Origin of the sequence: Paenibacillus oralis (assembly GCF_003863965.1) — a bacterium.
GTDB lineage: Bacteria > Bacillota > Bacilli > Paenibacillales > Paenibacillaceae > Fontibacillus > Fontibacillus oralis.
Genome location: NZ_RRCN01000001.1, coordinates 2,839,611 through 2,861,704, shown reverse-complemented (window position 1 = coordinate 2,861,704; position 22,094 = coordinate 2,839,611). Strand labels below are relative to the sequence as shown.

Annotated in this window: 24 protein-coding genes and 1 riboswitch; of the genes, 5 read left to right on the top strand and 19 right to left on the bottom strand. The window is 51.1% G+C overall.

The features are described 5' to 3' along the window. Positions 1 to 22: 22 nt before the first annotated feature. The gene (locus tag EHV15_RS13060) at positions 23 to 202 is read right to left on the bottom strand and encodes a hypothetical protein (RefSeq protein ID WP_128631590.1); all 180 of its coding nucleotides are present in this window, start codon (positions 200 to 202) and stop codon (positions 23 to 25) included. Positions 203 to 405: 203 nt separating this feature from the next. Between EHV15_RS13060 and EHV15_RS13055 the strand changes: the two genes are divergently transcribed. From EHV15_RS13055 to EHV15_RS13045, 3 genes are all read left to right on the top strand, one after another. Further along, a complete protein-coding gene (locus tag EHV15_RS13055; RefSeq protein WP_246061522.1) occupies positions 406 to 741 on the top strand; it encodes an NADPH-dependent FMN reductase in 336 nt (111 codons plus the stop codon). Between the two features lie 202 nt (positions 742 to 943). Then, complete coding sequence (locus tag EHV15_RS13050; protein ID WP_128631589.1) at positions 944 to 1,186, top strand: (4Fe-4S)-binding protein; 243 nt, start codon at positions 944 to 946, stop codon at positions 1,184 to 1,186. A gap of 2 nt (positions 1,187 to 1,188) precedes the next feature. Further along, entirely contained in the window at positions 1,189 to 1,470 is a 282-nt protein-coding gene (locus EHV15_RS13045; RefSeq protein WP_128631588.1) for a GNAT family N-acetyltransferase, read from the top strand. A 464-nt stretch (positions 1,471 to 1,934) separates the two neighbouring features. Here EHV15_RS13045 and EHV15_RS13040 read toward each other — a convergent pair whose 3' ends face one another. The 14 genes from EHV15_RS13040 to EHV15_RS12975 all read right to left on the bottom strand — a co-directional run bounded on the left by EHV15_RS13040 (position 1,935) and on the right by EHV15_RS12975 (position 16,315). Next, positions 1,935 to 3,299, bottom strand: coding sequence for a helix-turn-helix domain-containing protein (locus EHV15_RS13040; protein WP_128631587.1), 1,365 nt, complete (start codon positions 3,297 to 3,299; stop codon positions 1,935 to 1,937). Positions 3,300 to 3,797: 498 nt separating this feature from the next. Beyond that, on the bottom strand, positions 3,798 to 5,075 hold the full coding sequence (locus EHV15_RS13035; RefSeq protein ID WP_128631586.1) for an ABC transporter permease: 1,278 nt from the start codon (positions 5,073 to 5,075) through the stop codon (positions 3,798 to 3,800). Continuing rightward, positions 5,068 to 5,973 (bottom strand): ABC transporter ATP-binding protein, encoded by a 906-nt coding sequence (locus tag EHV15_RS13030; protein ID WP_128631585.1) that lies wholly within the window; start codon positions 5,971 to 5,973, stop codon positions 5,068 to 5,070. Before EHV15_RS13030 ends, EHV15_RS13035 begins: the two co-directional genes overlap by 8 nt. Further along, complete coding sequence (locus tag EHV15_RS13025) at positions 5,973 to 6,899, bottom strand: ATP-binding cassette domain-containing protein (RefSeq protein WP_128631584.1); 927 nt, start codon at positions 6,897 to 6,899, stop codon at positions 5,973 to 5,975. Before EHV15_RS13025 ends, EHV15_RS13030 begins: the two co-directional genes overlap by 1 nt. Further along, on the bottom strand, positions 6,899 to 7,312 hold the full coding sequence (locus EHV15_RS13020; protein WP_128635318.1) for a GntR family transcriptional regulator: 414 nt from the start codon (positions 7,310 to 7,312) through the stop codon (positions 6,899 to 6,901). The genes EHV15_RS13025 and EHV15_RS13020 overlap by 1 nt, the downstream gene beginning before the upstream one ends. A gap of 45 nt (positions 7,313 to 7,357) precedes the next feature. Continuing rightward, on the bottom strand, positions 7,358 to 8,086 hold the full coding sequence (locus EHV15_RS13015; RefSeq protein WP_128631583.1) for a hypothetical protein: 729 nt from the start codon (positions 8,084 to 8,086) through the stop codon (positions 7,358 to 7,360). 310 nt (positions 8,087 to 8,396) lie between these two features. Beyond that, positions 8,397 to 8,861, bottom strand: a complete 465-nt coding sequence (locus EHV15_RS13010; RefSeq protein ID WP_128631582.1) for a DUF420 domain-containing protein — start codon at positions 8,859 to 8,861, stop codon at positions 8,397 to 8,399. 999 nt (positions 8,862 to 9,860) lie between these two features. Continuing rightward, positions 9,861 to 10,844 carry a cytochrome c oxidase assembly factor CtaG gene (ctaG, locus tag EHV15_RS13005; RefSeq protein WP_128631581.1) on the bottom strand — a complete coding sequence of 328 codons (984 nt, stop codon included), beginning with the start codon at positions 10,842 to 10,844 and terminating at the stop codon, positions 9,861 to 9,863. Between the two features lie 96 nt (positions 10,845 to 10,940). Then, complete coding sequence (locus tag EHV15_RS13000; protein ID WP_128631580.1) at positions 10,941 to 11,261, bottom strand: cytochrome C oxidase subunit IV family protein; 321 nt, start codon at positions 11,259 to 11,261, stop codon at positions 10,941 to 10,943. 3 nt (positions 11,262 to 11,264) lie between these two features. Beyond that, positions 11,265 to 11,888 carry a cytochrome (ubi)quinol oxidase subunit III gene (locus tag EHV15_RS12995; protein WP_128631579.1) on the bottom strand — a complete coding sequence of 208 codons (624 nt, stop codon included), beginning with the start codon at positions 11,886 to 11,888 and terminating at the stop codon, positions 11,265 to 11,267. After that, on the bottom strand, positions 11,885 to 13,735 hold the full coding sequence (ctaD, locus tag EHV15_RS12990; RefSeq protein WP_178076056.1) for a cytochrome c oxidase subunit I: 1,851 nt from the start codon (positions 13,733 to 13,735) through the stop codon (positions 11,885 to 11,887). Before ctaD ends, EHV15_RS12995 begins: the two co-directional genes overlap by 4 nt. 72 nt (positions 13,736 to 13,807) lie before the next feature. Beyond that, on the bottom strand, positions 13,808 to 14,866 hold the full coding sequence (gene coxB / locus EHV15_RS12985; protein ID WP_128631577.1) for a cytochrome c oxidase subunit II: 1,059 nt from the start codon (positions 14,864 to 14,866) through the stop codon (positions 13,808 to 13,810). A 371-nt stretch (positions 14,867 to 15,237) separates the two neighbouring features. Next, positions 15,238 to 15,987, bottom strand: a complete 750-nt coding sequence (map, locus tag EHV15_RS12980; RefSeq protein ID WP_128631576.1) for a type I methionyl aminopeptidase — start codon at positions 15,985 to 15,987, stop codon at positions 15,238 to 15,240. 139 nt (positions 15,988 to 16,126) lie between these two features. Beyond that, positions 16,127 to 16,315: a hypothetical protein gene (locus tag EHV15_RS12975; protein WP_036626318.1), complete on the bottom strand. Its 189-nt coding sequence runs from the start codon at positions 16,313 to 16,315 to the stop codon at positions 16,127 to 16,129. 274 nt (positions 16,316 to 16,589) lie between these two features. On the opposite strand from EHV15_RS12975, the gene EHV15_RS12970 reads away from it, so the two are divergent. Further along, positions 16,590 to 17,756, top strand: a complete 1,167-nt coding sequence (locus tag EHV15_RS12970; RefSeq protein WP_128631575.1) for an MGDG synthase family glycosyltransferase — start codon at positions 16,590 to 16,592, stop codon at positions 17,754 to 17,756. Between the two features lie 33 nt (positions 17,757 to 17,789). Further along, complete coding sequence (locus EHV15_RS12965; RefSeq protein ID WP_128631574.1) at positions 17,790 to 18,128, top strand: DUF4870 domain-containing protein; 339 nt, start codon at positions 17,790 to 17,792, stop codon at positions 18,126 to 18,128. Between the two features lie 30 nt (positions 18,129 to 18,158). On the opposite strand, the gene EHV15_RS12960 is transcribed toward EHV15_RS12965, so the two are convergent. The 4 genes from EHV15_RS12960 to EHV15_RS12945 all read right to left on the bottom strand — a co-directional run bounded on the left by EHV15_RS12960 (position 18,159) and on the right by EHV15_RS12945 (position 21,819). Then, positions 18,159 to 19,496, bottom strand: a complete 1,338-nt coding sequence (locus tag EHV15_RS12960) for a nucleobase:cation symporter-2 family protein (RefSeq protein WP_128631573.1) — start codon at positions 19,494 to 19,496, stop codon at positions 18,159 to 18,161. A gap of 66 nt (positions 19,497 to 19,562) precedes the next feature. Further along, positions 19,563 to 20,144 carry a xanthine phosphoribosyltransferase gene (locus EHV15_RS12955; RefSeq protein WP_128631572.1) on the bottom strand — a complete coding sequence of 194 codons (582 nt, stop codon included), beginning with the start codon at positions 20,142 to 20,144 and terminating at the stop codon, positions 19,563 to 19,565. A 177-nt stretch (positions 20,145 to 20,321) separates the two neighbouring features. Beyond that, positions 20,322 to 20,422: riboswitch (purine riboswitch) on the bottom strand. Positions 20,423 to 20,552: 130 nt separating this feature from the next. Then, positions 20,553 to 20,858: a hypothetical protein gene (locus tag EHV15_RS12950; protein WP_128631571.1), complete on the bottom strand. Its 306-nt coding sequence runs from the start codon at positions 20,856 to 20,858 to the stop codon at positions 20,553 to 20,555. A gap of 181 nt (positions 20,859 to 21,039) precedes the next feature. Then, on the bottom strand, positions 21,040 to 21,819 hold the full coding sequence (locus EHV15_RS12945; RefSeq protein WP_128631570.1) for a zinc ribbon domain-containing protein: 780 nt from the start codon (positions 21,817 to 21,819) through the stop codon (positions 21,040 to 21,042). Positions 21,820 to 22,094 lie beyond the last annotated feature (275 nt).

Genomic DNA, 22,094 nt, shown 5'->3' with positions numbered 1-22,094 from the left:
CCAGAAGCGACAGCGACTTTTTTTAGTTTCTATCTCTGTTGTTTTCGTCATCGTTCATATACAAGTAATCCTCACTATTATGATTAAATCTTTTGGATTGACGCTTAGCTAATTTTTCAAACCAAGCAGCGCTGATTAAGGCCCGAAACAAAAAATATAAACAGGTTAAGAAAATAGCAACTAACATAATTTGAAGAAGCATATAATTTTCCTCCTGTAATAAAAGATGAATTGAATAGACCATTCACTTTAAGAATAGTATATTTTTCATCATGTTTCCTTCAAAATAGGCTTTAATTTTATCAATATCGTATATTGACATAGAAATAGTATTCGTGAAGCAGATCAGTTGTTTTGGTGATTATTGCTTAGAAAGGCATTTGTGAGGGTTTCTCAACAAGCTGAATGAGCGAAAACAAACTCACCATCACTGCCATATGCGGAAGTCTTCGTGAAGGTTCTTTCAATAGAAGGGTGTTAAAGGCTGTGAAAGAGCTTGCGCCAAAGCATTGGGAAAGTCATCACGTTGACTTATCAACGATTCCTCTTTATAATTCTGACATCGAGAGCCAAGGCGATCCCCAGTCGGTTGCCGAATTTAAAGAAAGCATTCGAAAAGCGGACGGTGTTCTGATTGTCACCTGCGTCCGAGTAAAAGCTCAGTGCTGTTTCAATAAACTTTTGCGATTGCAAGTGCTACTCCGGGCAGTGGGGGGACAGCGCAGTCACAAGACCAGGTGAGACAGACACTGCTTGCCATGAATGCCTATACCGATGCCGGGTCTGAAGGTTCTCATCGGCAGCAATCACGAAAAACCGAATGAAACCACCAGAGAATTGGACGACGAATCAACGCTTCGCCATTTGGACAGATTTCTGATAGCTTTCGAAGAATGAATCTTGGTCTTTAAACAAACTCATAAGTGAAGGATGTGAAAGAATTATGAGTAATCAGAAAGTATACTATGGTAAAGATATCGAGGTAATGTTTAATTCGGAGGTATGCATTCATTCCGGTATTTGCGTAAAAGGTCTCCCTGGTGTTTTTGATTTAAGCAAGCGTCCTTGGGTTAATCCCGATGCTGACACTATGGAGGCAATTGCCCGACATATTGACACCTGTCCAAGCGGAGCACTGACGTATAGACTTCTGAACGGTGAATATTCAACAAAGAAAGAGGGATGAACATGCATATTGTAGATCATGATACCGCTAATAAAAGATTTCTTATTCGAGATAACGGCGGCATTGCTGCGGTGATGACGTATGTAATCTCAAGTCCGGAGCTCTACATTATTGATCACACTTTGGTCGAAAATGCTTACCGAGGACAAGGGCTTGGCGATAAGCTGGTCAAAGCTATGGTGGAATACGCGCGGGAAAACGGTATTAAGATTTTACCCTTATGCCCGTTTGCCAAGGGACGATTCGAACGTCTCTCCGAATACGCGGATGTTCTCCATAAATAATCACTAATAATATAATTATGACAATAGTAAGAGAAAATAAATGGTAAGCATATCAAAGAAGACGCAGCTATAGAATACTTGCAAAAAATTGCAAATTCTTTGGCTGTTGTTAAGGGAGAGAGATAATTTTTTCAAATAACCTCTCTCACGGTTTGGACATACAAGAAAAGACGGGTGAGAATTTTACTCAACCGTCTTTTTTCTCAATCTAATATCTCCATAACTCCATAGGCACTACAACCGAGGGCTAAGGGTGTAGTAACCGCATTAATTTCACCACATTGTTAATCAAATTGAAAATTTATAGCCAACGCATTTTCATTTTTAAGCACTATATTTTGCGTAGAGCCTTAACTAATAACCACCATGTTGAGCTAATATGGTAAAAATAGGTTGCTGAAGCAAACCCGAAACAGGTAGAATTAGTGCTAACGATAAAAGAAGGCTGCAGATCAATTTCTTTTTCATACTACCTGATACACCTCACTAATTATATTTTTATACTTTAAACAAATCTCTTCAGTAGCCGCATGTCTGAATTGTTCAAATAAAACCATGAACTTAATAATACTGTCCTCCTTATTAATCATAACTGAATTTTCCAAACCTTGCAGCATATATTTAAATCCTATTATGTAGTCACCTTTACGATGAAAATATAGTGATAAGTCATATAAAAAACCAGGGTAGTAATCAGGGATGACCTGACTTTTATACAAATCATTCGTTTGTGGATATACAAATGTTTCGATTTCTGAATTAAATTGTTGGAGAATATGATCCACATCAATTTCATAACGATTTGCGGCATACATAATATTAACTAAAGCTACAAGCATCTCATCCGGTTGACCCTTTATGTATTCTACATATTCTCCTAAAACACTTATATCACCTCCCATAAGCTTATTAGCATAGATATTAGCTATTGCCCATTCCTTGGATAAATTCAACCAGTATAGGGTCTCAGAATCTTTTTCTTTTACCCAGCTTAGATCGGCGTAGTCGTATGTTAATTGCAAAGCTTTTTTAAAATCATTCCTGCTTTCATATACATTTGCCTTCAGAAGTTTTGGGTAAGCTAAATAAACAAAAAGCGGTCTACTCAACTTGCTTTGTATTTCCTGAAGTGCTATCTCGGAACGCGCTTCTCTGTAATAATGTATCTTAGCTTTATTTTCCATTTCATTTGCCAATATTTCCACCCGGTCCCATTGATGAAGAGAACGATACAAATTAGCTAAGTCTTTTAGTGCGTCTAGTTGCTGGATTTCATCCATTCGTTCAATATAGGGTTCAAATTGACATGCAATCCTAAAATTTGATACCTGATCTTTCCCAATCCGTATTTTAAACAGTCGGTATTGACATAAGGCCAATCGTTCAGAATATTGCTTTCTCTCGCTCATGGCTACATTTTCATACAGTATTTCTGCCGCCTTATAATTTCCGCTTCCGAATAATTCCTCGGCCAGTTCAAACAATGGAGTGGAATACATCAAATCATCCAGTAAAAAACTTGCCATTTCATGAATACAGTCCAACTTACCTAATTCAGCACACTTATGAAGAAAGGGGCCGATTCTTCTCCAGTTCGGATTAATATCTTTTAGAAACTCATTAATGTAGTTTTCATAGAAATGTCCTTTAGGAAATCCCAATATCTCTGTAACACGATCCAAATGATCGACGGTTAAGGTTCGGTTACCATTTAATAAATAACTAAGTGTCCCTACGTTAATATCTAGCTTTATAGCAAGCTGTCTTGTGTTTAAATCGTTCTGTTTCATATAAGAAATAACTTCAGCAAGTATCGTAGATGAGTCCAATGAAACCACTCCTTATTTTTATATTTTCAATAGATTAAGGATTACATCCACAATGCCGGCATCTGGAATTTTATGTATATTACAAATATATACTTTTTTTGTACTATGGTCAATTTATTCATTATTTTGTAGTATGTCTCTCGCTTATAGAGTGATGTGGTAACACCTCTATGTTTTTTCTCTTCCCTAAGCGACGGGCAGTTTTTTCAGACCTGAGGGTTCGATTTATACTTGGCGGAAACCTCCCGTAAGTTAATTCCTGTTTTTCTTGACAGATATACAAGCGTTCGTAACGCGGTGAATGAATAAGTAGCAGAGACAGAAAAATAGCCTGTTGAGGGTTTCTCAACAGGCTAAATGAGCACAACCGCTCATCCTTTTTTGATTCATCTGGTTATAACCGTACCCTCAGCCAGAAACGTTTATTTTGACCAAATGAATTTTATATATATTTCTCAGCAATTTATGAAGCAGCTCAATTATTGACCGCTTTCCCAGCTATATCCGGTAAGCCTTCATCGCCTTGCGCAGCTCTTTCAGCGTTGGACGTTTGCCGTATAGCAGCACGCCCGTGCGGTAAATTTTCGCCGAGAGCCAGCCGAACAGGAAAATCGCGACGGTGAGGATGAGCAGCGAAAGCGCGATCTCCCACACCGGCGTTGTTCCGACGCCGATCCGGACGATCATCGATACGGGCGAAACGAACGGGATATAAGAGCTCACCTTAAGCAGTACCGAATCGGGGCTGCTCAAGCTGAATATCCCGATATAAAAAGCGACCAGCGACAGCATCGTAATCGGCATCACCGCCTGGCCAAGCTCCTCCGTCCGGCTCACCAGCGAGCCGATGGCGGCGAACAGCGTAGCGTACAGGAAGTAGCCGAGGATATAGAAGATCAGGCCAAGCACCAGCACCTCGACGCGTATTTGCGACAAATCGAGGTTGAAATCGGCCAGCACCGGCTGATTGTACGGCAGCGAAACGTTGATCGCGATAACAGCCGCAAACACGAAAATCTGCAGCAAGCCGATAAAAAACATGCCGATGATTTTGCCGAACATCTGCGCCAGCGGCGACACGCTCGTAATGAGAATCTCCATAATGCGCGAGCTTTTTTCCGCCGTCACCTCGGAGGCAATCATATTCCCGGTCATGGTGATCGTCATGAAGAACAGGATGATCAGCGCGTATACGACGACATAGTTGATCGCGCCGGGCTCCGCCCCGCTGCTTCCGGCCTGACCCGCTTCCGCGGCGGACTTTACCGCATCGATCTGAACCGGCGCGTTGAGCGCGGCGATTTGGGCTTCATTCAGCATGCCTTTCGTAATGTACTGCACTTTCACGTGCTGCAGCGCCGCCTGCAGGGCGGTTTGCAGTTCCGCCTTCATCTGGCCGGACTCAGACGTATAAGTCACCGCCGGAAAACCGCTATCCGCCCCGGGGGCAAACTGCAAATAACCGTCGATTTTGCTTGCCTCGAGCTCTTGATCCAGCGCGGTCTCATCCGCGTTTTCGTAGGGGATCAGCGTAAAATTAGCTGCCGGCTGCTTTTCCGTATAGGCCGTTAAGGCCTCCGCCAGCTCCGGCTGTCCGGCATAGACAACGCCAATCTTCGACGGTGAGTTGTCGCCTCCGGTAAATTTATCGATAAAATAAGGCACATGCAGGCCGACGGAAACGAGCAAAGCCAACACGACCGTCGTGATGATAAAAGCTTTTGTCCGCACCTTGTTCATAAACGTAAAGCCGATCACCGTGCGCATTTTATTCATTCGAATCACCCACCTCCCGAATAAAGATTTGGTTGAGCGTCGGCTCCTTGATTTCAAAATGCTCCACCTCGGCGGATTCCAGCGCTTTTTTCAGAATGGGCTGCGCGGCGGATGCATCCTTGATCCGGAGCAAATAACCGTTACCTGTCCGCTCCACCGCTTTAACGCCGGCTACACTTTCCAGGCCGGTCACTTCCCCCGCCGTTTTCAGCAGCACCTCTTCGCGGGGATAAAGTTTTTTGAGTTCCTGCAAATTGCCTTGCAGTACCGTGTTGGAGCGGTGCAAAATCGTAATGTTGCGGCACAGTTCCTCCACATGCTCCATCCGGTGCGTGGAAAATAAAATGCTGGTGCCCTGATCGCGCAGCTCCTTCACCGTCGCCTTGAGCAACTCGACGTTAACCGGATCCAGCCCGCTGAACGCCTCGTCCATGATGACGATCTTCGGCTTGTGGACGACGGCGGCGATAAAGCCCATTTTTTGCTGGTTCCCTTTGGACAATTCCTCGATTTTTTTGTCGTAATATTCCGGCACTTCGAAGCGTTCGAGCCAATATTTCAGGCTTTTGTCGGCCTCCGCCGCAGACATCCCTCTTAGGCGGGCCAAATAAATGATTTGGTCGCTAACCTTCACCTTGGGGTACATGCCCCTTTCCTCCGGCAAATACCCCATCTCGTGCTGGAGTTCCCTGCCGTACGGCTTGCCATGGTACAAAATGCGTCCGCTGTCCGGATAGATCAGCCCCAGCACCATTCGCATCGTCGTCGTTTTGCCGGCCCCGTTTGCGCCAAGCAGACCGTAAATTTCTCCTTCCTCCACCCGAAGCGAAATATGATTAACGGCCGTTTTTTCACCGAACTGCTTCACCACGTTTTCCAAAACCAACGGATATGCCATTACTTCTCCCCTTCTCTCGTCAAAAAATCACCCGGAGGATAACCCTGCAACCATAACTTCAAAATTTCCTCCAACTCCAGACTCCGGCTCTGAATCACCTGCAGTCCATGGTCTTCGCACCACTGCGTAAAATCGCCATTGTTCCTAACGGCCAGCTTGCTGATGCCGGGGCCATTCTCCCGGGAAATTACGGCGCCGGGGAAATCACCCGGCGTCAAGTTTTCCCCTTTGAGCCAAAATTCTTTCCAGCTTCCAAGCAGCAGGTCTTTTTCGGCCATGCCCAGCACTTGGCCTTCATGAACGAGGGCGATGCAATCGGCCAGCCGCTTCACTTCTTCGACCATATGCGTGCTGAGCACGATCGACACCGCTTCGCCTCCTTCGTCCATAAAATCACGCAGCTCCTCGATCATCGTTCCCCAGGCGAACGGGTCAAGCCCCGACGAAGGCTCGTCAAGCAGCAGCAGCTTCGGTTTGGCCGCCAGCGCGGCGGCGATTTCGAATTTGCGCCGTTCGCCTTTGGACATCCGGTTTAAACGTTCGCGCCGCGGCACGTCAAAACGGTCCATTAACCGCTCAAACCGCTTCGCGTCCCAATCCGGGTACCAATGGGAGCGGAATTTTGCCGCTTCTTCCGGGGTCATAAAGTTCTCATCCACCGCCGGGTTTTCGGGAACGTACCCGATTTGCCGGCGAATTTCAACCGGCAGCTCGCCGGCCGGCGCTTGGCCGCACCATTTGATTTCCCCCTCATCCGGTGCGACGATCTGCAAAATCATCTGCATAATCGTGCTTTTTCCCGCTCCGTTGGGTCCGACCAAAGCGACGATATAGCCTGCGGGAATTTGCAGATTCAGCGGGCCGATCGTTTTCCTGCGCCCGTGTTTTACGGCCCCGATCAGCTCCACAGCCAGCTCGAATTCCATCAGCTTTCCTCCCCCTTTTTGTCCCCCGGTCCATATTTCATCCGTAAAACTTGCAAAAACAGCTGTTTCAGCTCTTCCTCACCGTAATTCATCGATTTTCCGGTATCCACCGCCGCGGCGATGGCCTGCTGCACGACCGTTTTGCGGTATTCGCCGCGTTCCTGGGCTCCCACCTTCGCCACAAAGGTCCCGGTCCCTTGCTTCGTTCGCAGCAGCCCCTCGTTCTCCAGATCCTGATAAACGCGGCGAACGGTGATTACGCTGCAGTTCAGGCTTCCGGCGAATTCCCGGATCGAAGGCAGCAGCGTCCCTTCTTCGATTTGCCCGCTGATAATCAGCGATTTCAATTGCGTTTCGATTTGATGGTACAACGGTGCTCCGCTGTCCTCATTCAGCTGAATGGGGATCCACATCGATCTCGTCACCTCCGCCTTCCAGCGCATTCCCCAAAGCTCCCATCACGCCAGATCCCGCACGGCCAGCTTGCGCTTCGTGACAGCAGCAAACAGGCTTAAGCCCAGTGTTCCACAGACCAAGGAGCCCCACACCAGCGGCGACAGGAGCGCATACCGCCCGGAGTAATCCACCGTCAGCTTTATCAGATTCCCCCCGAAGCCGTTGACGACAAAAGCGAGCAAAGCGACCAGCACCATCGACGACAGCGACATCCAAAGATAAACGCTGCCTTTCTTTAAAAATTCAAAGTAAATGTACACGCCGTTAAGCAGCAATCCGTAACCGCACCAAGTTAAGGCAAAAGCAATGTATTCCGCCAGACTCAGTTCGCTTCGCAGGGTTGCCGAAAGCAGATAAAGCGCCGGAAAATAAAACACGCCATTAAAAAAGATCGCCGTAACCAACTGTATAATCCGGCCTAGCATCACCGCGTCCGCCGGGATGGGGAGCGTGCGGTAAAACCGCAGCATCTGCGTATATGAATCTTCTTTAAGGTAGTTAAAAGAGCGGCGCGAAAAATAAAAACCGGTAAACGGAATCAACAGCAGCATAAGAAAATCCGCCATCGGCTCAAGCAAAAAAGCCCCCCGTTCGTCGTATTGGAACATAAAGCTCATCATCAGCGCCATATACAGCATAAACAAGACGTTCCATATCAGGTACAACCGGTCCCCGCGCAGATCCCTTTTGAAGATGACCCAAGCGTCTTTCCACCTGTTCAATACGCTCAACCTTTCTTTTCCTAATTGTTAGATTTGTACGCCAATGGTGTTCCAATGGTGCGCCAATTGCGGCTCAAATGGAGCTCTAAACCGCGCACCGGATCATGCATCAAACCGAACTGTGTCTACTGTGTATATATTTATATACAGTATAATGACTGGGAGCGAATTCGTCAAACCTTTTGGGCGGGCCCTCCTACAAGCAAAAAAATAAACGCCCCGAGTTTAAAACTCAGGACGTTTCCGTGTGCGGACAAGTGTTTCGGTTGGTGCTTGGTTGGTGCCTGGTTGGTGCCTGGTTAACTCGTTGCCCGCATCCTCAAATGCCGAGGATCACTTCCCATACCGGCTTGGTATGTCCGCCCGGGTACATTAAGTACAGCAGCACATAGACGGCCCCCCCGGTAATCGCCGTAAAAAACCAGATGACCGAAGTCGTTCTGCCCCATTTGCGGTGTTTCGCATACTTTTCCCGAAATCCAAGCACCAGCGTCGTGATGCCGAAAACAGCCGCCACCGTCGCCAAAACGATGTGGAAAATGAGGAAGGTCTGATAATATCCTTTCAGACTATCCGGTCCGCCCCAGGACGTATTCCCGATAAACACCGTACGGGACATATAAATAATAAAAAACAGCAGCGCCGCGACCGCGGCGGCGATCATCGTCTTCTTGTGGGCTTCCCGTTTGCCCTTGATGATCAATCGCCACCCGATGGCAACCAGCACCGCACTAATGACGATAAATGACGTGCTGATCGTCGGGAACAACGTGTACAGATCCAATTTCGAACCTCCTAAAAGTTTTGTGAGCGTTACTTCTTGGAAATTACTTCGAACAAAACTTGCTTCGTAAGCATTCGCTTAGTTTTGTGAGCGTTACTTCATCGAATATACTTCGAACAAAACTCGCTTCGTAAGCATTGGCGCCGGGCTCTCACTGGAAAAAATCCAATAGATTGCCGGAAATCTAATGCAATTTAAGGCTCTCATTGGAATATTTCCAATAGATTTCGCTTAAATCGCCCGTTTAGCACCCTGCCGACCAGATCTATTGGAAATATCCAATCTAGCCGCTGTATTTTCCAGAGAATTTCCATTTCTATTGGAAATATCCAATCACCCCGTTTATTTCGGTTCAAAATCGAAATCGGTGCTTGACCGGACGGAAACAGGTACTAGTGCGTAAAAGGGTACATAAAAAAGCGCGAAAAATCTAACGGTTGTGAGCGGCGCTATTTGGGTAAAAACGGGGAGCTACAAGATGTAACGGTTGCCAGCGAGCTTATTTCCCGTTTTTCTGCAGGAAAAGGGGCTGTTTCGCCCAAATAAGCGCGATTACAACCGTTAGAAATGAAACCTTCGTTTTTTCGCCTGAATAAGCGCTATGACAACCGTTAGCATAAAAATGTGCCGAATAGTTGTACCGGATAGTTGTACCGGATAGATCGATCATTCGCGGCGCCCCCACTGGTCAAGCGCAATTACTGGACAATCTTCAGCACCGTCGTGCAGCACGGGAACGCGTACCGAAAGGCAAGCTAGGGCCGTTTTCATCGTGCCAGAAGCTCCGTACGCCTCAATATCCGAGGGTAACAAACAGCAACTCGTCGGCCCCGTCATCCAGCATTAACCCGCGCAAGGCATCTATTCCGCAACTTTCCCCGGCGGGAGAACCGCCGTATCCGACCGGAGCCCGGAAAGCTCACGCGCCTCAGAGCGCTCACGAACCTCAGAAGGCTTTGGAACTTCAGAAGACTTAGGAACTTCGGAAGGCTCACGAACCTAAGAAGACTTAGGAACCCCGAAATCCCCGGAAGGCCCAGGAGCCTCGGCAAGTTCACCCACCCCAGAACGCTCAGGAGCCTCAGCAAGCTGGGCCGCCAGCTCCTCGTCGTCGCCTCCGCGATTTTCTTGCTTGTACCACTGGTAAAAAACATATGCTAGCATCGAGGCAAATATAAACTCCTGGATGAACTTCATCAAAATGCCGCCCACCTGCTGGTCGATGCCGGGTTCCAGGAACCCGAAAAACTGCGGGCCGCCGAATTGGCTTAACAGCATTTCGGGATTCCCCGAAACACAGTATCCCATCGCTCTCGCCCACACGTTCGGATCGCTGTAGGTCGCGTAAAGCGGCTCCTTCGCGAAGATGATCAAACCGCAGGCCGGGGTCAGCAGCACCATGTTCAGAAAAATAAACCCCATTTTCTTCAGCCCCTGCGCGCCCGGGCGTTCGGGCAGCGGGTTCACCAGCGTCCACCACAACAGCACCGAGGCGGCAAACAGGACGATGTAATACAGCCGGTGCACGCCGAAATGCAGCATCACGTAATCGTGAACCGCCGGGATGTGGTAAAACGAAAACAATCCGTTAAACACCACGGCCGCCACCACCGGCTTCACCCAAAACCGCAGATGGCGCAGCGGGCTGCCGGCAAGAAACGAAGCGACTTTCCGCCACACCCAGGGCGGAATGCCCAACATCAGCAGCGGCGGAGCAACCAGATAAGACAATGCCATGCTGAGCATATGGAAGCTGAACATCATATGTCCCAGCAGTTCGACCGGACCGCCCTGAGCCAGATAAAGCATCGCCATCCCGGCCACGAACAGCAGCTTTCTCCCCGCCGGGACGCGTTCCTCCGCGGCCCATTTCCCTCCGGCCGGACCGATCAGCACGAAATATCCCGCCGTAACCAGCAGCATAAAGGCCAGAAATACCGGACTCCAAACATCCTCAAATTTAAAATATTCTAATCCAAGCACCGTAAAACCTCCCTCCGCCGCCGAATTTTCTGTCTAAATTGTGAAAAAAAAAGGAGGGCCATTGATCTCTGGATCAGACCCGCCTCTTTTTTCATCTTACCACCACATCCAGTATAGAGCGGCAATGACCGCGGTAAAAGCGACAAAGAATCCCCCGAACATAAACAGGATCGGAATCATGTGGCCTTTATCCTTCATGTGCATCCAGTATCCCAACTGCACAAGCACCTGCAGCACCGCCATCACCAGCAGCAGAATGACGGTAAACGCCGCATTCACTCCACCGGCGGCGACCGCCGCGAAAGCGATCAAGGTCAAAACGATGGAGAACACGAAAGCGACGATATGCTTTTGCGGGCCCTCATGCCGCTGATGGTGTTTGACCGCTTGCGTGCCGTTTGTTTCTTGGTTCACCATCTGTTATACCACCTTTCCGAGCAGGTAGACGACCGTGAAAATGAACACCCAAACGACGTCGATAAAGTGCCAGTAAATGGCCGATACGTACACTTTCGGCGCCGTTACGACGGTGAGGCCTTTTTTGAACAGCTGCCCGATCAACAGTGAGATCCACAGGATCCCGAACAAGACGTGCGCCCCGTGGAACCCGACCAGCGTGTAAAAGGCCGAACTAAACGCACTCGTCGTCATGCCGTATTCTTTATGATGTACGTATTCGTAAAACTCATAAATTTCCAGGATGAGGAACGCCAAGCCGAGCAAGACCGTGACGGCCAGCCATGTAGCCAGCTTCTTCTTGTCGCCGCGGTGCATCGCCTGGATGGCGAATACGCTCGTCAAGCTGCTCACCAGCAGGATAAACGTCGCGGCCGCCGTCATCGGCAGGCTGAACAGCTCGGCCGCCGACGGACCGTCGGCGACTTGGTTCCGCAGAGTCAAGAAGGTGGCGAACAGCGTGCCGAACAGGACGGCCTCGCCTCCGAGAAACAACCAGAAGGCCAGGATTTTATTGCGTCCTTCCAGCGTCGCCTTCTCCGGCTCATGAGGCAAAACCGTAGCCTGATGCGCATGTGGTGTCGTCATGCCGTGACCTCCTTCTCATTCGATTCTTCCGGTTCGATATGCCAGCCATGATCGTCATACAGCGAACGAAGCAGCATGCACCCCAGCGTAATTGCCAAACCGATGATGACTACAATGTACTTATTAAAGAGCAGATTCAGGAAACTGTTGCCGAAATCATCATTGGTGAACATAAAACCTAAACCGGCGATAAACAGGCCCACCGACATGACGAACGGAAGAATCGTCGGAGAAGGCATATGAATCGGCCCTACCGGTTCGGCCGGCGTCATTTCCTTGTTGCCTGCCATCTTCTCTTTCCAGAAAGCGTCAAGCCCGCGCACCAGCGGAATTTGCTTGAAGTTGTACTCCGGAGGCGGCGAAGGAATGGCCCATTCCAGCGTACGTCCGTCTTCCCAAGGATCATTCGCGGCGCCTGCCGGTTGTCTTGCCGTAATTCCGACATTGATCAAGAACACGATGACGCCCACGCCCATCAAAAACGCGCCGACCGTACTGATCAGGTTCATCAGATCAAAGCCCTGGTTCGGCAAATACGTAAATACGCGGCGCTGCATGCCCATCAAACCGAGGAAATGCTGCACAAAAAATGTCATATGGAAACCGATAATAAACGTCCAAAACTCGATTTTGCCCAATCTCTCGCTTAACATGCGTCCAAACATCTTCGGCCACCAGTAGTGCAACCCGGCAAACAAACCGAGCACCAGGCCGCCGACGATAACGTAGTGGAAATGCGCCACGACGAAATACGTGTCATGGTACTGATAGTCCGCAGGCGCGGAAGCCAGCATCACGCCGGTGACCCCGCCCATGACGAACGTCGGGATAAAACCGGAGGCGAACAGATTTGCCGTCGTAAAGCGGATTTGCCCGCCCCACATCGTAAACAGCCAGTTGAAGATTTTGATCCCTGTCGGAACGGCGATCAGCATCGTCGAAATGGAGAACAGGGCGTTGGCGACCGGTCCCATCCCCGTCGTAAACATGTGGTGCGCCCAGACCATGAAGCCGAGGAAGGCGATCAAAATCGTCGCGAACACCATCGAGCTGTAACCGAACAGCCGCTTGCGCGCGAAAGTCGGAATGACTTCGGAAATCACCCCAAAAGCCGGCAAAATCAAAATGTACACCTCCGGGTGACCGAAAATCCAGAAAATATGCTGCCAAAGCACCGGGTTGCCGCCGCTTTCCACATTGAAGAAATTGGCGCCCAAAATCCGGTCAAAGGTCAGCAGCACCAGGCCGACCGTAATCGCCGGGAACGCGAACAAAATGATGGCCGAAGTGATAAACGTCGTCCACGAGAACATCGGCATCCGCATAAAGGACATGCCCGGCGCGCGCATCGTAATGATCGTCGCCAGGAAGTTCAGGCCCCCGATCAACGTCCCCAAACCGGCGATTTGCAGGCCGATCGTATAGAAGTCCACGCCATGCGTCAGGCTGTAAGTGTTTGACGACAGCGGCGTATAGGACGTCCATCCGGCATCCGGAGCGCCGCCCATCAGCCAGCTGAGGTTCAGCAGCAGGCCGCCGAACAAAAACGTCCAAAATCCGAGCGCGTTCAAAAACGGAAACGCCACGTCGCGAGCCCCGATCTGCAGCGGGATAACCGCGTTCATCAGGGCGAAAATGACCGGCATGACGCCGAGGAAGATCATCGTTGTGCCGTGCATCGTAATCAATTCGTTAAACTGCTGGGCCGAAACGAAGTCGTTCATCGGCTTTGCGAGCTGCACGCGGATCAGCAGCGCCTCGATCCCGCCGATCCCGAAGAAAAATCCGCCCGCCACCAAATACAGGATGGCGATTTTTTTGTGATCGACCGTCGTTAACCAGTCCATCAAACCCTTGTGCCGCTTGACACTGTGAGCATGAGCCAAGGTTTGTACCCCCTTTAAATTGCTATCCATCCATCAGTAAGATAATTTGCTGTTTGCCAAATAATCGGCGATGGCTTCGATTTGGTCATCCGACAGCCCCAGGTCTTCCTTCGGGCTCGGCATTTTATTGCCAGGTTTCACTTTTTGCGGATCCGTCAGCCATTCCACTAAATTATCCTTGATCGGTTTTCCGTCCACCGATTTGCCGGACCCTTCCGCATTATGTAAGATGCTGGCAACGGTTTCTCTGCTTCCGATCCCCGTCAGGTTCGGTCCGACCGGGCCGCCTTGGTCACCGACAGCGTGGCAGCTCAAGCATTGCGTCTTGAACACTTCCGCCAATTCCGGGTCGGCGATCGTTTGAACCGGGGCTTTCATGGAGTCCACCCATTTGTTGAAAGAATCATCGCTCACCGCTTTAACCCGGAATTCCATGAACGCATGGGATTTCCCGCAGAGCTCGGCGCATTTTCCCAAGTAAACGCCTTCGTTGGAAGCCTCAAGCCAGGCTTTATTGATCGTTCCGTCCGTATTCGTGTCGATTTTCCCCGCCAGGGAAGGCACCCAGAAGGAGTGCAGCACGTCGGCCGTTTTCAGCTCCAGCGCGATCTTCTTGTCGGTCGGAATAACCATGTCCTGGGCCGTCGTAATGCCGTAATCGGGATACGTGAATTCCCACCAGAACTGGTGCGACGTCACTTTGATTTTGACGGCATTTTTATCCTTCGAGTAGTCTTCGCCGATCGCAAACACCTTTTGCACCGTAGCCACGGCCAGAATGAGTACCAGAACTAATGGGATGGCCGTCCAAATAATCTCCAATTTAAAGTTGCCTTCGACTTGCTTCGGCACTTCGGTTTGTCCCGGTTTGCGCCGGTACTTCACCAAGACGTAAGCGGCGATGCCGAACACGATCAGCATGACGACGATCATGATCGAAATCGACAGCTTGATAAGTCCTAGTTGCCCTTCGGCTACCGGCCCCTGCGGTCTGAGCACAGACAAGTCCTCGCGGCCGCATGCGGACAGGAGGAGCGAAAGTCCAGCAAACAAAGGCAACAGCCGCTTTACAACCTTCCACGGTTTCATCATTCATCTACCCCACTTCTTCCGATTTCTTCCGATCTGGCACAGGGTTTCCAGTGAGCCAAGAGCTCAAAAATTCTACCTGCGTATCACGGAAACTACATTCCTGTCAATTACAACAATCACCTATTAAATATATGATCGAACCCCTGTTTTGTCAATGATCGAAGGGGAGTTCACAAATTGTTCAAAAACCCGAAAAGGCGCATCACAAAAGGATTTGTGAGCGTTTTCTAAGTTTCGACATATGTCGAAAGGGCTACCAATTTTTGCGTTTTTCCGCTGCTCGATGGCGTTTTCCGGCTTCGCTTCATTTTTGACATTTCTTTAAACATTATTTCATTTTAGCCAAAAAAAAAGAGAGCCAATGCTCTCCCTTATTTTGTCAGCACCATCGGACCGTCCTCCGTAATGGCCAGCGTATGCTCATAATGTGCCCCCAGGCTGCCGTCCGCCGAGCGGATCGTCCAGCCGTCCTCCTCCCACAGCACGGCTCCCGTATCGCCGCCGGTAAAGATCGGTTCAATGGTGATGACCATGCCCGGCTTCAGCGTAACCCCGCTCTTCGGGCGCCCGAAATTCGGCACATCCGGCGGCTCGTGCATCGATCTTCCGATGCCGTGCCCGATCAGCGCCTTTACGATGCCGGTGTTCGCAGCCTCCGCCACGCGCTGCACAGCGTAACCGATGTCGCCGATTTTGTTGCCCGGATAGGCCTGGGCGATCCCGGCGCCAAGCGCTTGTTCCGTCGTCTGGAGCAGCTTCTCCGCGTCCGGTCCGACCTTCCCGATGCGGTAGGACCAGGCCGAGTCCGCCAGCCAGCCGTTTTTATTGACCACGATGTCGATCGTAACGATATCCCCCGATTGCAGCTTGCGGTCGCCCGGAAACCCGTGGCAGACGACATCATTGACGGAAGCGCAAGTCGCAAACGGAAAACCGTGGTATCCTTTTTGCTCCGGCGTGGCGCCACGCCCCGCAAGAAACGACTCGACAAAGCTGTCGATCTCCAGCGTCGTAATCCCCGGACCGATCAGTCCGGCGATCCCCTGGTGGCACTCCGCCAAAATGCGGCCGGCTTCCCTCATCCGCATGATTTCCTCTTTCGTTTTTATTCGTATTTTCACGCCTTCCGATTCTCCCCTCATTGATTGGCAAAACGAAAATTTGACGATGATGCATTCCTTTTATTATATGTAGATAGAAAAGAAAAAAACGTTCCGGACGCGGTTTCCGCGCCGGAACGATACATACCAGCTTCAAATGCTAGGATACGGATGAATCAAGCTTGCCTAGCTCAAGCTCAACCAGGTGGGTCAATTCCTCTTCGTAGCCGCCCATAATACGATACTTGCGAACATATTCTTTCACGAATTTTTTCGGATCTTTCGGTTTGAAGATTCGGGTCATTTCCCGTAAACTTTCTTTAACTTCATCGTGACCTTTCGTTGCCATATGAATTCCCTCCCAGAACGTTTAAGGTAAATGCTCCGATGCCAGAGAACGCGAAATGTCTTGATCCATGTTTTTATGCAGTCGCTTTGGGCTAGTTTTGGATGACCTCCTATTTTTTCATTGTAGCATATTCAGCACCAGGTTTCAGCTTCTTCCAAACATACATTTTTTACTCTGCGCCATCATTAATTATATTTATATGCCTGGCCGTAGGTTAAAATAAGGTTTAAATGCAAAAAGTCAGCTCGACTTAAACAGGAGTGATATTATCTTCATGACTTATCAAACGCCTAAAATTATGATCTTGTACGCCAGTTACGGGGATGGCCATTTTCAAGCGTCCAAAGCCCTCGAAGCCAGCTTCCGCGGCAAAGGCATTGCCGATATCATCCTGCTGGATTTAATGGCCGAAGCCCATCCGCTGCTGAATGAGCTGACCAAGTTCGTGTACATGCAAAGCTTCCGCACGCTGCCGCTTATCTACGGTTGGGTGTATAACGCGACCAAAGAAATGCAGTTTGAGGCCTCGCCGCTCGGCGTCATCAATTCGTTTGGCATGGGAAAACTCCAGCAGACCATCGACCAGCTGCAGCCCGATATTATCATCCATACGTTCCCCCAGCTCGCGATGCCCAAGTTGAGCCAAAAGACCGGCAAATCGCTGCCGCTGGTCAATATCGTCACCGATTTTGACCTGCACGGGCGCTGGATTCACCCAAGCGTCGACCGTTATTACGTCGCAACCGACGATTTAAAGCGGGAGATGACATCGCGCGGCATTCCCGAAGGGAACATCGTCGTCAGCGGCATCCCGCTGAAGCCCGATTTCTTCAGGGAGCCGGCTCCAGGCGGCGAAATCGCAAGCCGGCTTGATCCGCGCAAAAAAACGGTGCTGCTCATGGCCGGCGCTTATGGGGTGATGACGGGCATCCGCGATATTTGCGGGCGGCTCGTGGCTTCCGGGCGCCATCAGGTCGTTGTCGTTTGCGGACGCAACCGGAATTTGCACCGCGGGCTGAGCAAGCAATTGGGCCAGCATCCGGACGTGCATGTCTACGGTTACGTCAGCGAGGTGGCCGCGCTGATGCAAGCCTGCGACTGCATCATCACCAAGCCGGGCGGAATCACGCTGTCGGAAGCGCTGGCCTGCCGTCTGCCGATTTTCTTGTATCGGCCGGTCCCCGGACAGGAGCTCAACAACGCCCTTTATCTGCAGAAAAAAGGCGTGGCTATGGTCGCCGAGGATTCCGCGACGCTAACGGGTCAAATCGAAGCTCTCTTAAGCGATGAGGGGCGCCTTGCCGGCGTAGCCCGTGAAATTGAAAACCTCCGCAGGCCGGAGGCCGCGGAGGCGATCGTGAGCGATATTTTGCGGCAATGGTTTGCGCCGCCGGAAGCAGAGCTGGTTCTTACCGCCGAGGGCTCGTCATACATTAGGTAGTAAGAACCTAGCTTTGCGAAAGAAGGTGATGCCGTGTCTCCCTTCAAATCTTCCACCGGCCTTTACGAGAACTTCGCCGGATTTCTTTGCTATTTGCTAGCCTTTGTGGGAGGCGTCGCATTTTTGGCCCTTGAACGAAGAAGCCGGTTTGTGCTGTTTCATGCCCTGCAATCGGTCATGCTGTTCGGCGGGCTGATGCTGGCCCACGCGCTTTCCGGCTTCCTGCCGGTGATCGGCGTCGTCGTCAACCTGCTGCTGACCGCGCTGGGCGTCACGCTTTGGGTCGTGATGATGCTGGCCGCGCTGCAGGGCAAATGGCTGAAGCTCCCTTGGCTTGGCGACCTGGCGGAGAAACAGCTGCAGCGGATGTAGCCTGGGCTTGTCCATCACCGGGGAAACGGCTTACTTAAGCTCTTCCCCGGCTTCGGCCTTGCGCGGTCCTCCCAGCCCGTTGAACAGCAGGTTCATGACGATCGCCGTAACGCTGCCCGCCACGATGCCGTTATCCGCCAAAATGCGGAGCGCCGCCGGCAGCCGGTCGAAAATATCCGGCTGCACCGTCACGCCCAGCCCCATGCCTACGGAGCAGGCGATAATCAGCAGATTTTCGTGCCGGTTCAGATCGACCTGATCCCCCAGCATCCGGATGCCGGAGGAAAGCACGAGCCCGAACAGCGCGATCATCGCCCCGCCGAGCACCGAGGTCGGCACAAGCTGCGTCAAAGCGGCGATTTTGGGCACGAAGCCGATCAGGATCAACAGCCCGCCGGCGACCACGATGACGTCGCGGGTTTTGACCCGGCTCATTTGGACAAGGCCAACGTTTTGCGAATACGTGGTGTACGGGAACGAGTTGAAAATCCCGCCCAGAATGATCGCCAGCCCTTCGGCGCGGTAGCCGCGCGTCAAATCCTTCGATGTGATGTCTTTGTCCACGATTTTACCGAGCGCCATAAACACCCCGGTCGACTCGGCCACGCTGACGATCGCCACCAGAATCATCGTCAAAATCGCCGACGCATGGAAAGTCGGTTTGCCGAAATAAAAAGGCTGGATCGCATGAAACCAGCCCGCTTCCTTCAGCGGTGTCAGGTCCACTTTGCCGGCAAGCGCGGCCGCAAGCGTCCCGATGATCAAACCCAGCAGGACGGAAATGGAACGCGGAAAGCCTTTGGCGAAACGGTTCATCAGGATGACGAACAGCATCACCCCAAAGCCAAGCGCCAGATTGAGCGGGCTGCCGAAATCCGGGTTTTCGCCCGGGCTGCCGCCGCCCAGATCGGAAATGGCCACCGGAATCAAGGTGACCCCGATGATCGTTACAACCGAACCGGTAACCACCGGCGGAAATAAGGCGATCAGCTTGCCGAACAAGCCGGCAAACAGGAAAACGAACACCCCTGAGGCAATAATTGCCCCGTAGATGGCGGAAACTCCCATCCCGTCCTGCAGGCCGATGGCGATCATCGGCGAAACCGCCTGAAAGGCGCAGCCCAGCATCACCGGGAGCCCGATCCCGAAGAAGCGGTTCCCCCATACCTGCAGCAGCGTCGCCACGCCGCAGGCGAGCAAATCGATCGCGATCAGATAGGTAAGCTGCGCTTGCGTGAGGTTAAGCGCACCGCCGACGATCAGCGGCACAATGACCGCGCCGGCATACATCGCCAGCACATGCTGGATGCCCAGCGAAAAAGTTTTAAGCGGATGCCTGTGATGCTGAAAAATACGTTCTCGTTCCATGCTGAACCTTTCCCCCCGAAATTCATTAATACGATGAATAACTGCAACTGCGTTTAGTTAATACGATTAATCAAGCTCATCGGCAAAGGTGACTACGCCGTCTTCCAGCGAAGCGACCCGGACCAGCGAATCGACGCGGTAGCCCGCTTCTACCAACAGGCGCGCCCCCGGCTGGAACGATTTCTCGATGACGATGCCGACGCCAACGACGGCCGCCCCAACCTGCTCGACGATGCGGGCGAGGCCGAAGGCGGCTTCGCCGTTGGCCAGGAAGTCGTCGATGATCAGCACCCGGTCGCTGTCGGACAGAAATTTTTTGGACACCGTAATCTCGTTCGTCTCCCGCTTCGTGAACGAGTACACTTTTTCCACAAGAATATCGTCCTTCAGCGTCAACGATTTATGCTTTCTCGCAAAAATCATCGGGACCTTCAGCTCCAGCGCCGTCATGATCGCCGGGGCGATGCCCGAGGATTCAATCGTCAGCACCTTGGTGATCTCTTCTCCGGCAAAACGGCGGGCGAACTCTCCTCCAATCTCCCGCATCAGTTCCGGGTCCATTTGATGATTCAGGAAGGAATCGACTTTGAGCACCTGATCGCTCAGCACGATGCCTTCGGTCATAACCTTCTCCTTGAGCAGCTTCATTGCAAACCTTCCCCCTTCAATTTTCGTTCCTGCAAAAAACAAAAAGCCCATTTTCCACAATCGGAAAATGGACCACGTGAGGGCGAGTCGCTCTAAGTTTCAGCTTAACGCCGCAAGCCTCCCGAACCTGTTTGGACAGCCGCTTGGCCTATAACCCCCGGGGACGCGAAAAGACGCGAAAAATAGAGCTCCTCCCGTAGTCCGATCATTTCCGGTGATCAGGTAGAAACATGCGGGCCAATCCCCGCACTTATACGAGAAAAACGTCGAACCTCTTTTAAGCAATGTCAGAAGTATAACGCAAATCGCCCAGGGAAATAAAGAGGGATTTCGTCCCTTTCTTGAATATTTTGTAGAAATTCAGCGCCGGCTCCGTGACAGGGACGAAAAAAAACGGCTTATAGCAGCTTATATCGGCCGGAACTCGCGCGGCATCAGGTTGGACAGCAGCGATTTTAACTCGCCGTCTTCCTTGTAGCTTTTCTCCCCCGTATCGAGGCGGCGCACCCGGATTTTACTGTAACCGGCGCCGGAGTCGATCGGCTCAAAAACCAGGTTCTCCCGATCCGTCAGCCGCAGCTTATACCCCATCTCTTCGAACATTTTCAAAAAATCCGCTTCCGTCGGCAGCTTGCCTTCGTCCAAAAAGATAAGCCCCCTCAACTCCTTCGGTCCCTCACTGTGCATGACTTCAAAATGGACGATGCATTCCATGCAAATTCACGCTCCCTGATCTCTATGGTTTGATGCGTATAGCATCCCCCGCGTTTTGGCGGGCATCCTAACTATTACTACGTATCATCTCCCCGATCAGCGGGAAACGTTTGTGACATTACCGTGAAATCTTATGCACCCCCTGAAACACCTGCGCCAAATCTCCCGCGAACTCGCAAGTCTATATTTGCTCCGAGCCGCAATGCGGGCACCACTTGGTGCCTTTGACAAGCATCGACCCGCAGATTTGGCATTTTACGGTTGCGACCGTGATGGTCGGCGAAGCTTTCTCCTCATCCGGCTGCTCCGCTTTTTGCGTCCAGGAGCGAATCCGCCGGTCAAGCTCCTCCTGGCGTCTGCGTTCCCGTTCCAGATTGCGCTGCAGCCGCTCCTCCTCCTCGGGATCGGCCGGTTCACGAACCGCCTCGCTGTCCCTCTTCTCCGCGGATTCGATCAGATCGGCCGAAAACAGCAGCTGCTCCAGGTCAATGCTTCTCTTCGTTTCCTTCTCCAGCGTTTCCGGCACGACGGGAGTTCTCGTATCCTCCACCGTCGGCGCCGCAGCCCTTGCCGGCTCGATCAAATCCTCGGGAATGACCGATTTCCGTTTGATCAGCTTATGTCCGCAGTACTGGCAGAAAACGGCGTCCTCGGCCACCGTCCTTCCGCACGCTCCGCACAAACGCTCGTTTTTGAGCTCGGCGATTTTGGCCCGGATCTCGTCCCGCTCCTCGGCCAGCAAATCGCAGGTTTTGGCCAAATCAAGCATCTCTTTCTCCGCATAAGACATGTCTTTCTTGCGGTAACCTTCGTAGAAGATTTCACCCATTTTTTGGTAATACAAACCAAGTTCCCGTTCGATATTTGAAATTTGCGTATTAAGTTTCCCGACTTCAACGACGTTTTGTGCACGATCGGTCACTTTTCCCGCACCATCTTTTAATCGCTGTAAAAAATTCATGATGATTCCTCCCCGCGAAATATTCATTATCATACCAGATTTTTCACCTCAGTGAAAACCGCCCCTAGGCTCATGGCGCGGCATTTCGCCATTCCGTCATTTGTTGAATGCGTTTTCTTTTTTGATTCGCCGCGGCGTTCACGGTACAATTAAAGGGAGAGTTCAAAAAGTCAGGTTTTCAGCACCGAAGCTTATGCTTCCGATGTGCGTTTTTTCAAAACGCTTTAGGTTGGATGAAGCCAGGGACTGAGGAGCGGAGCGTAGGAGAAGCCTAC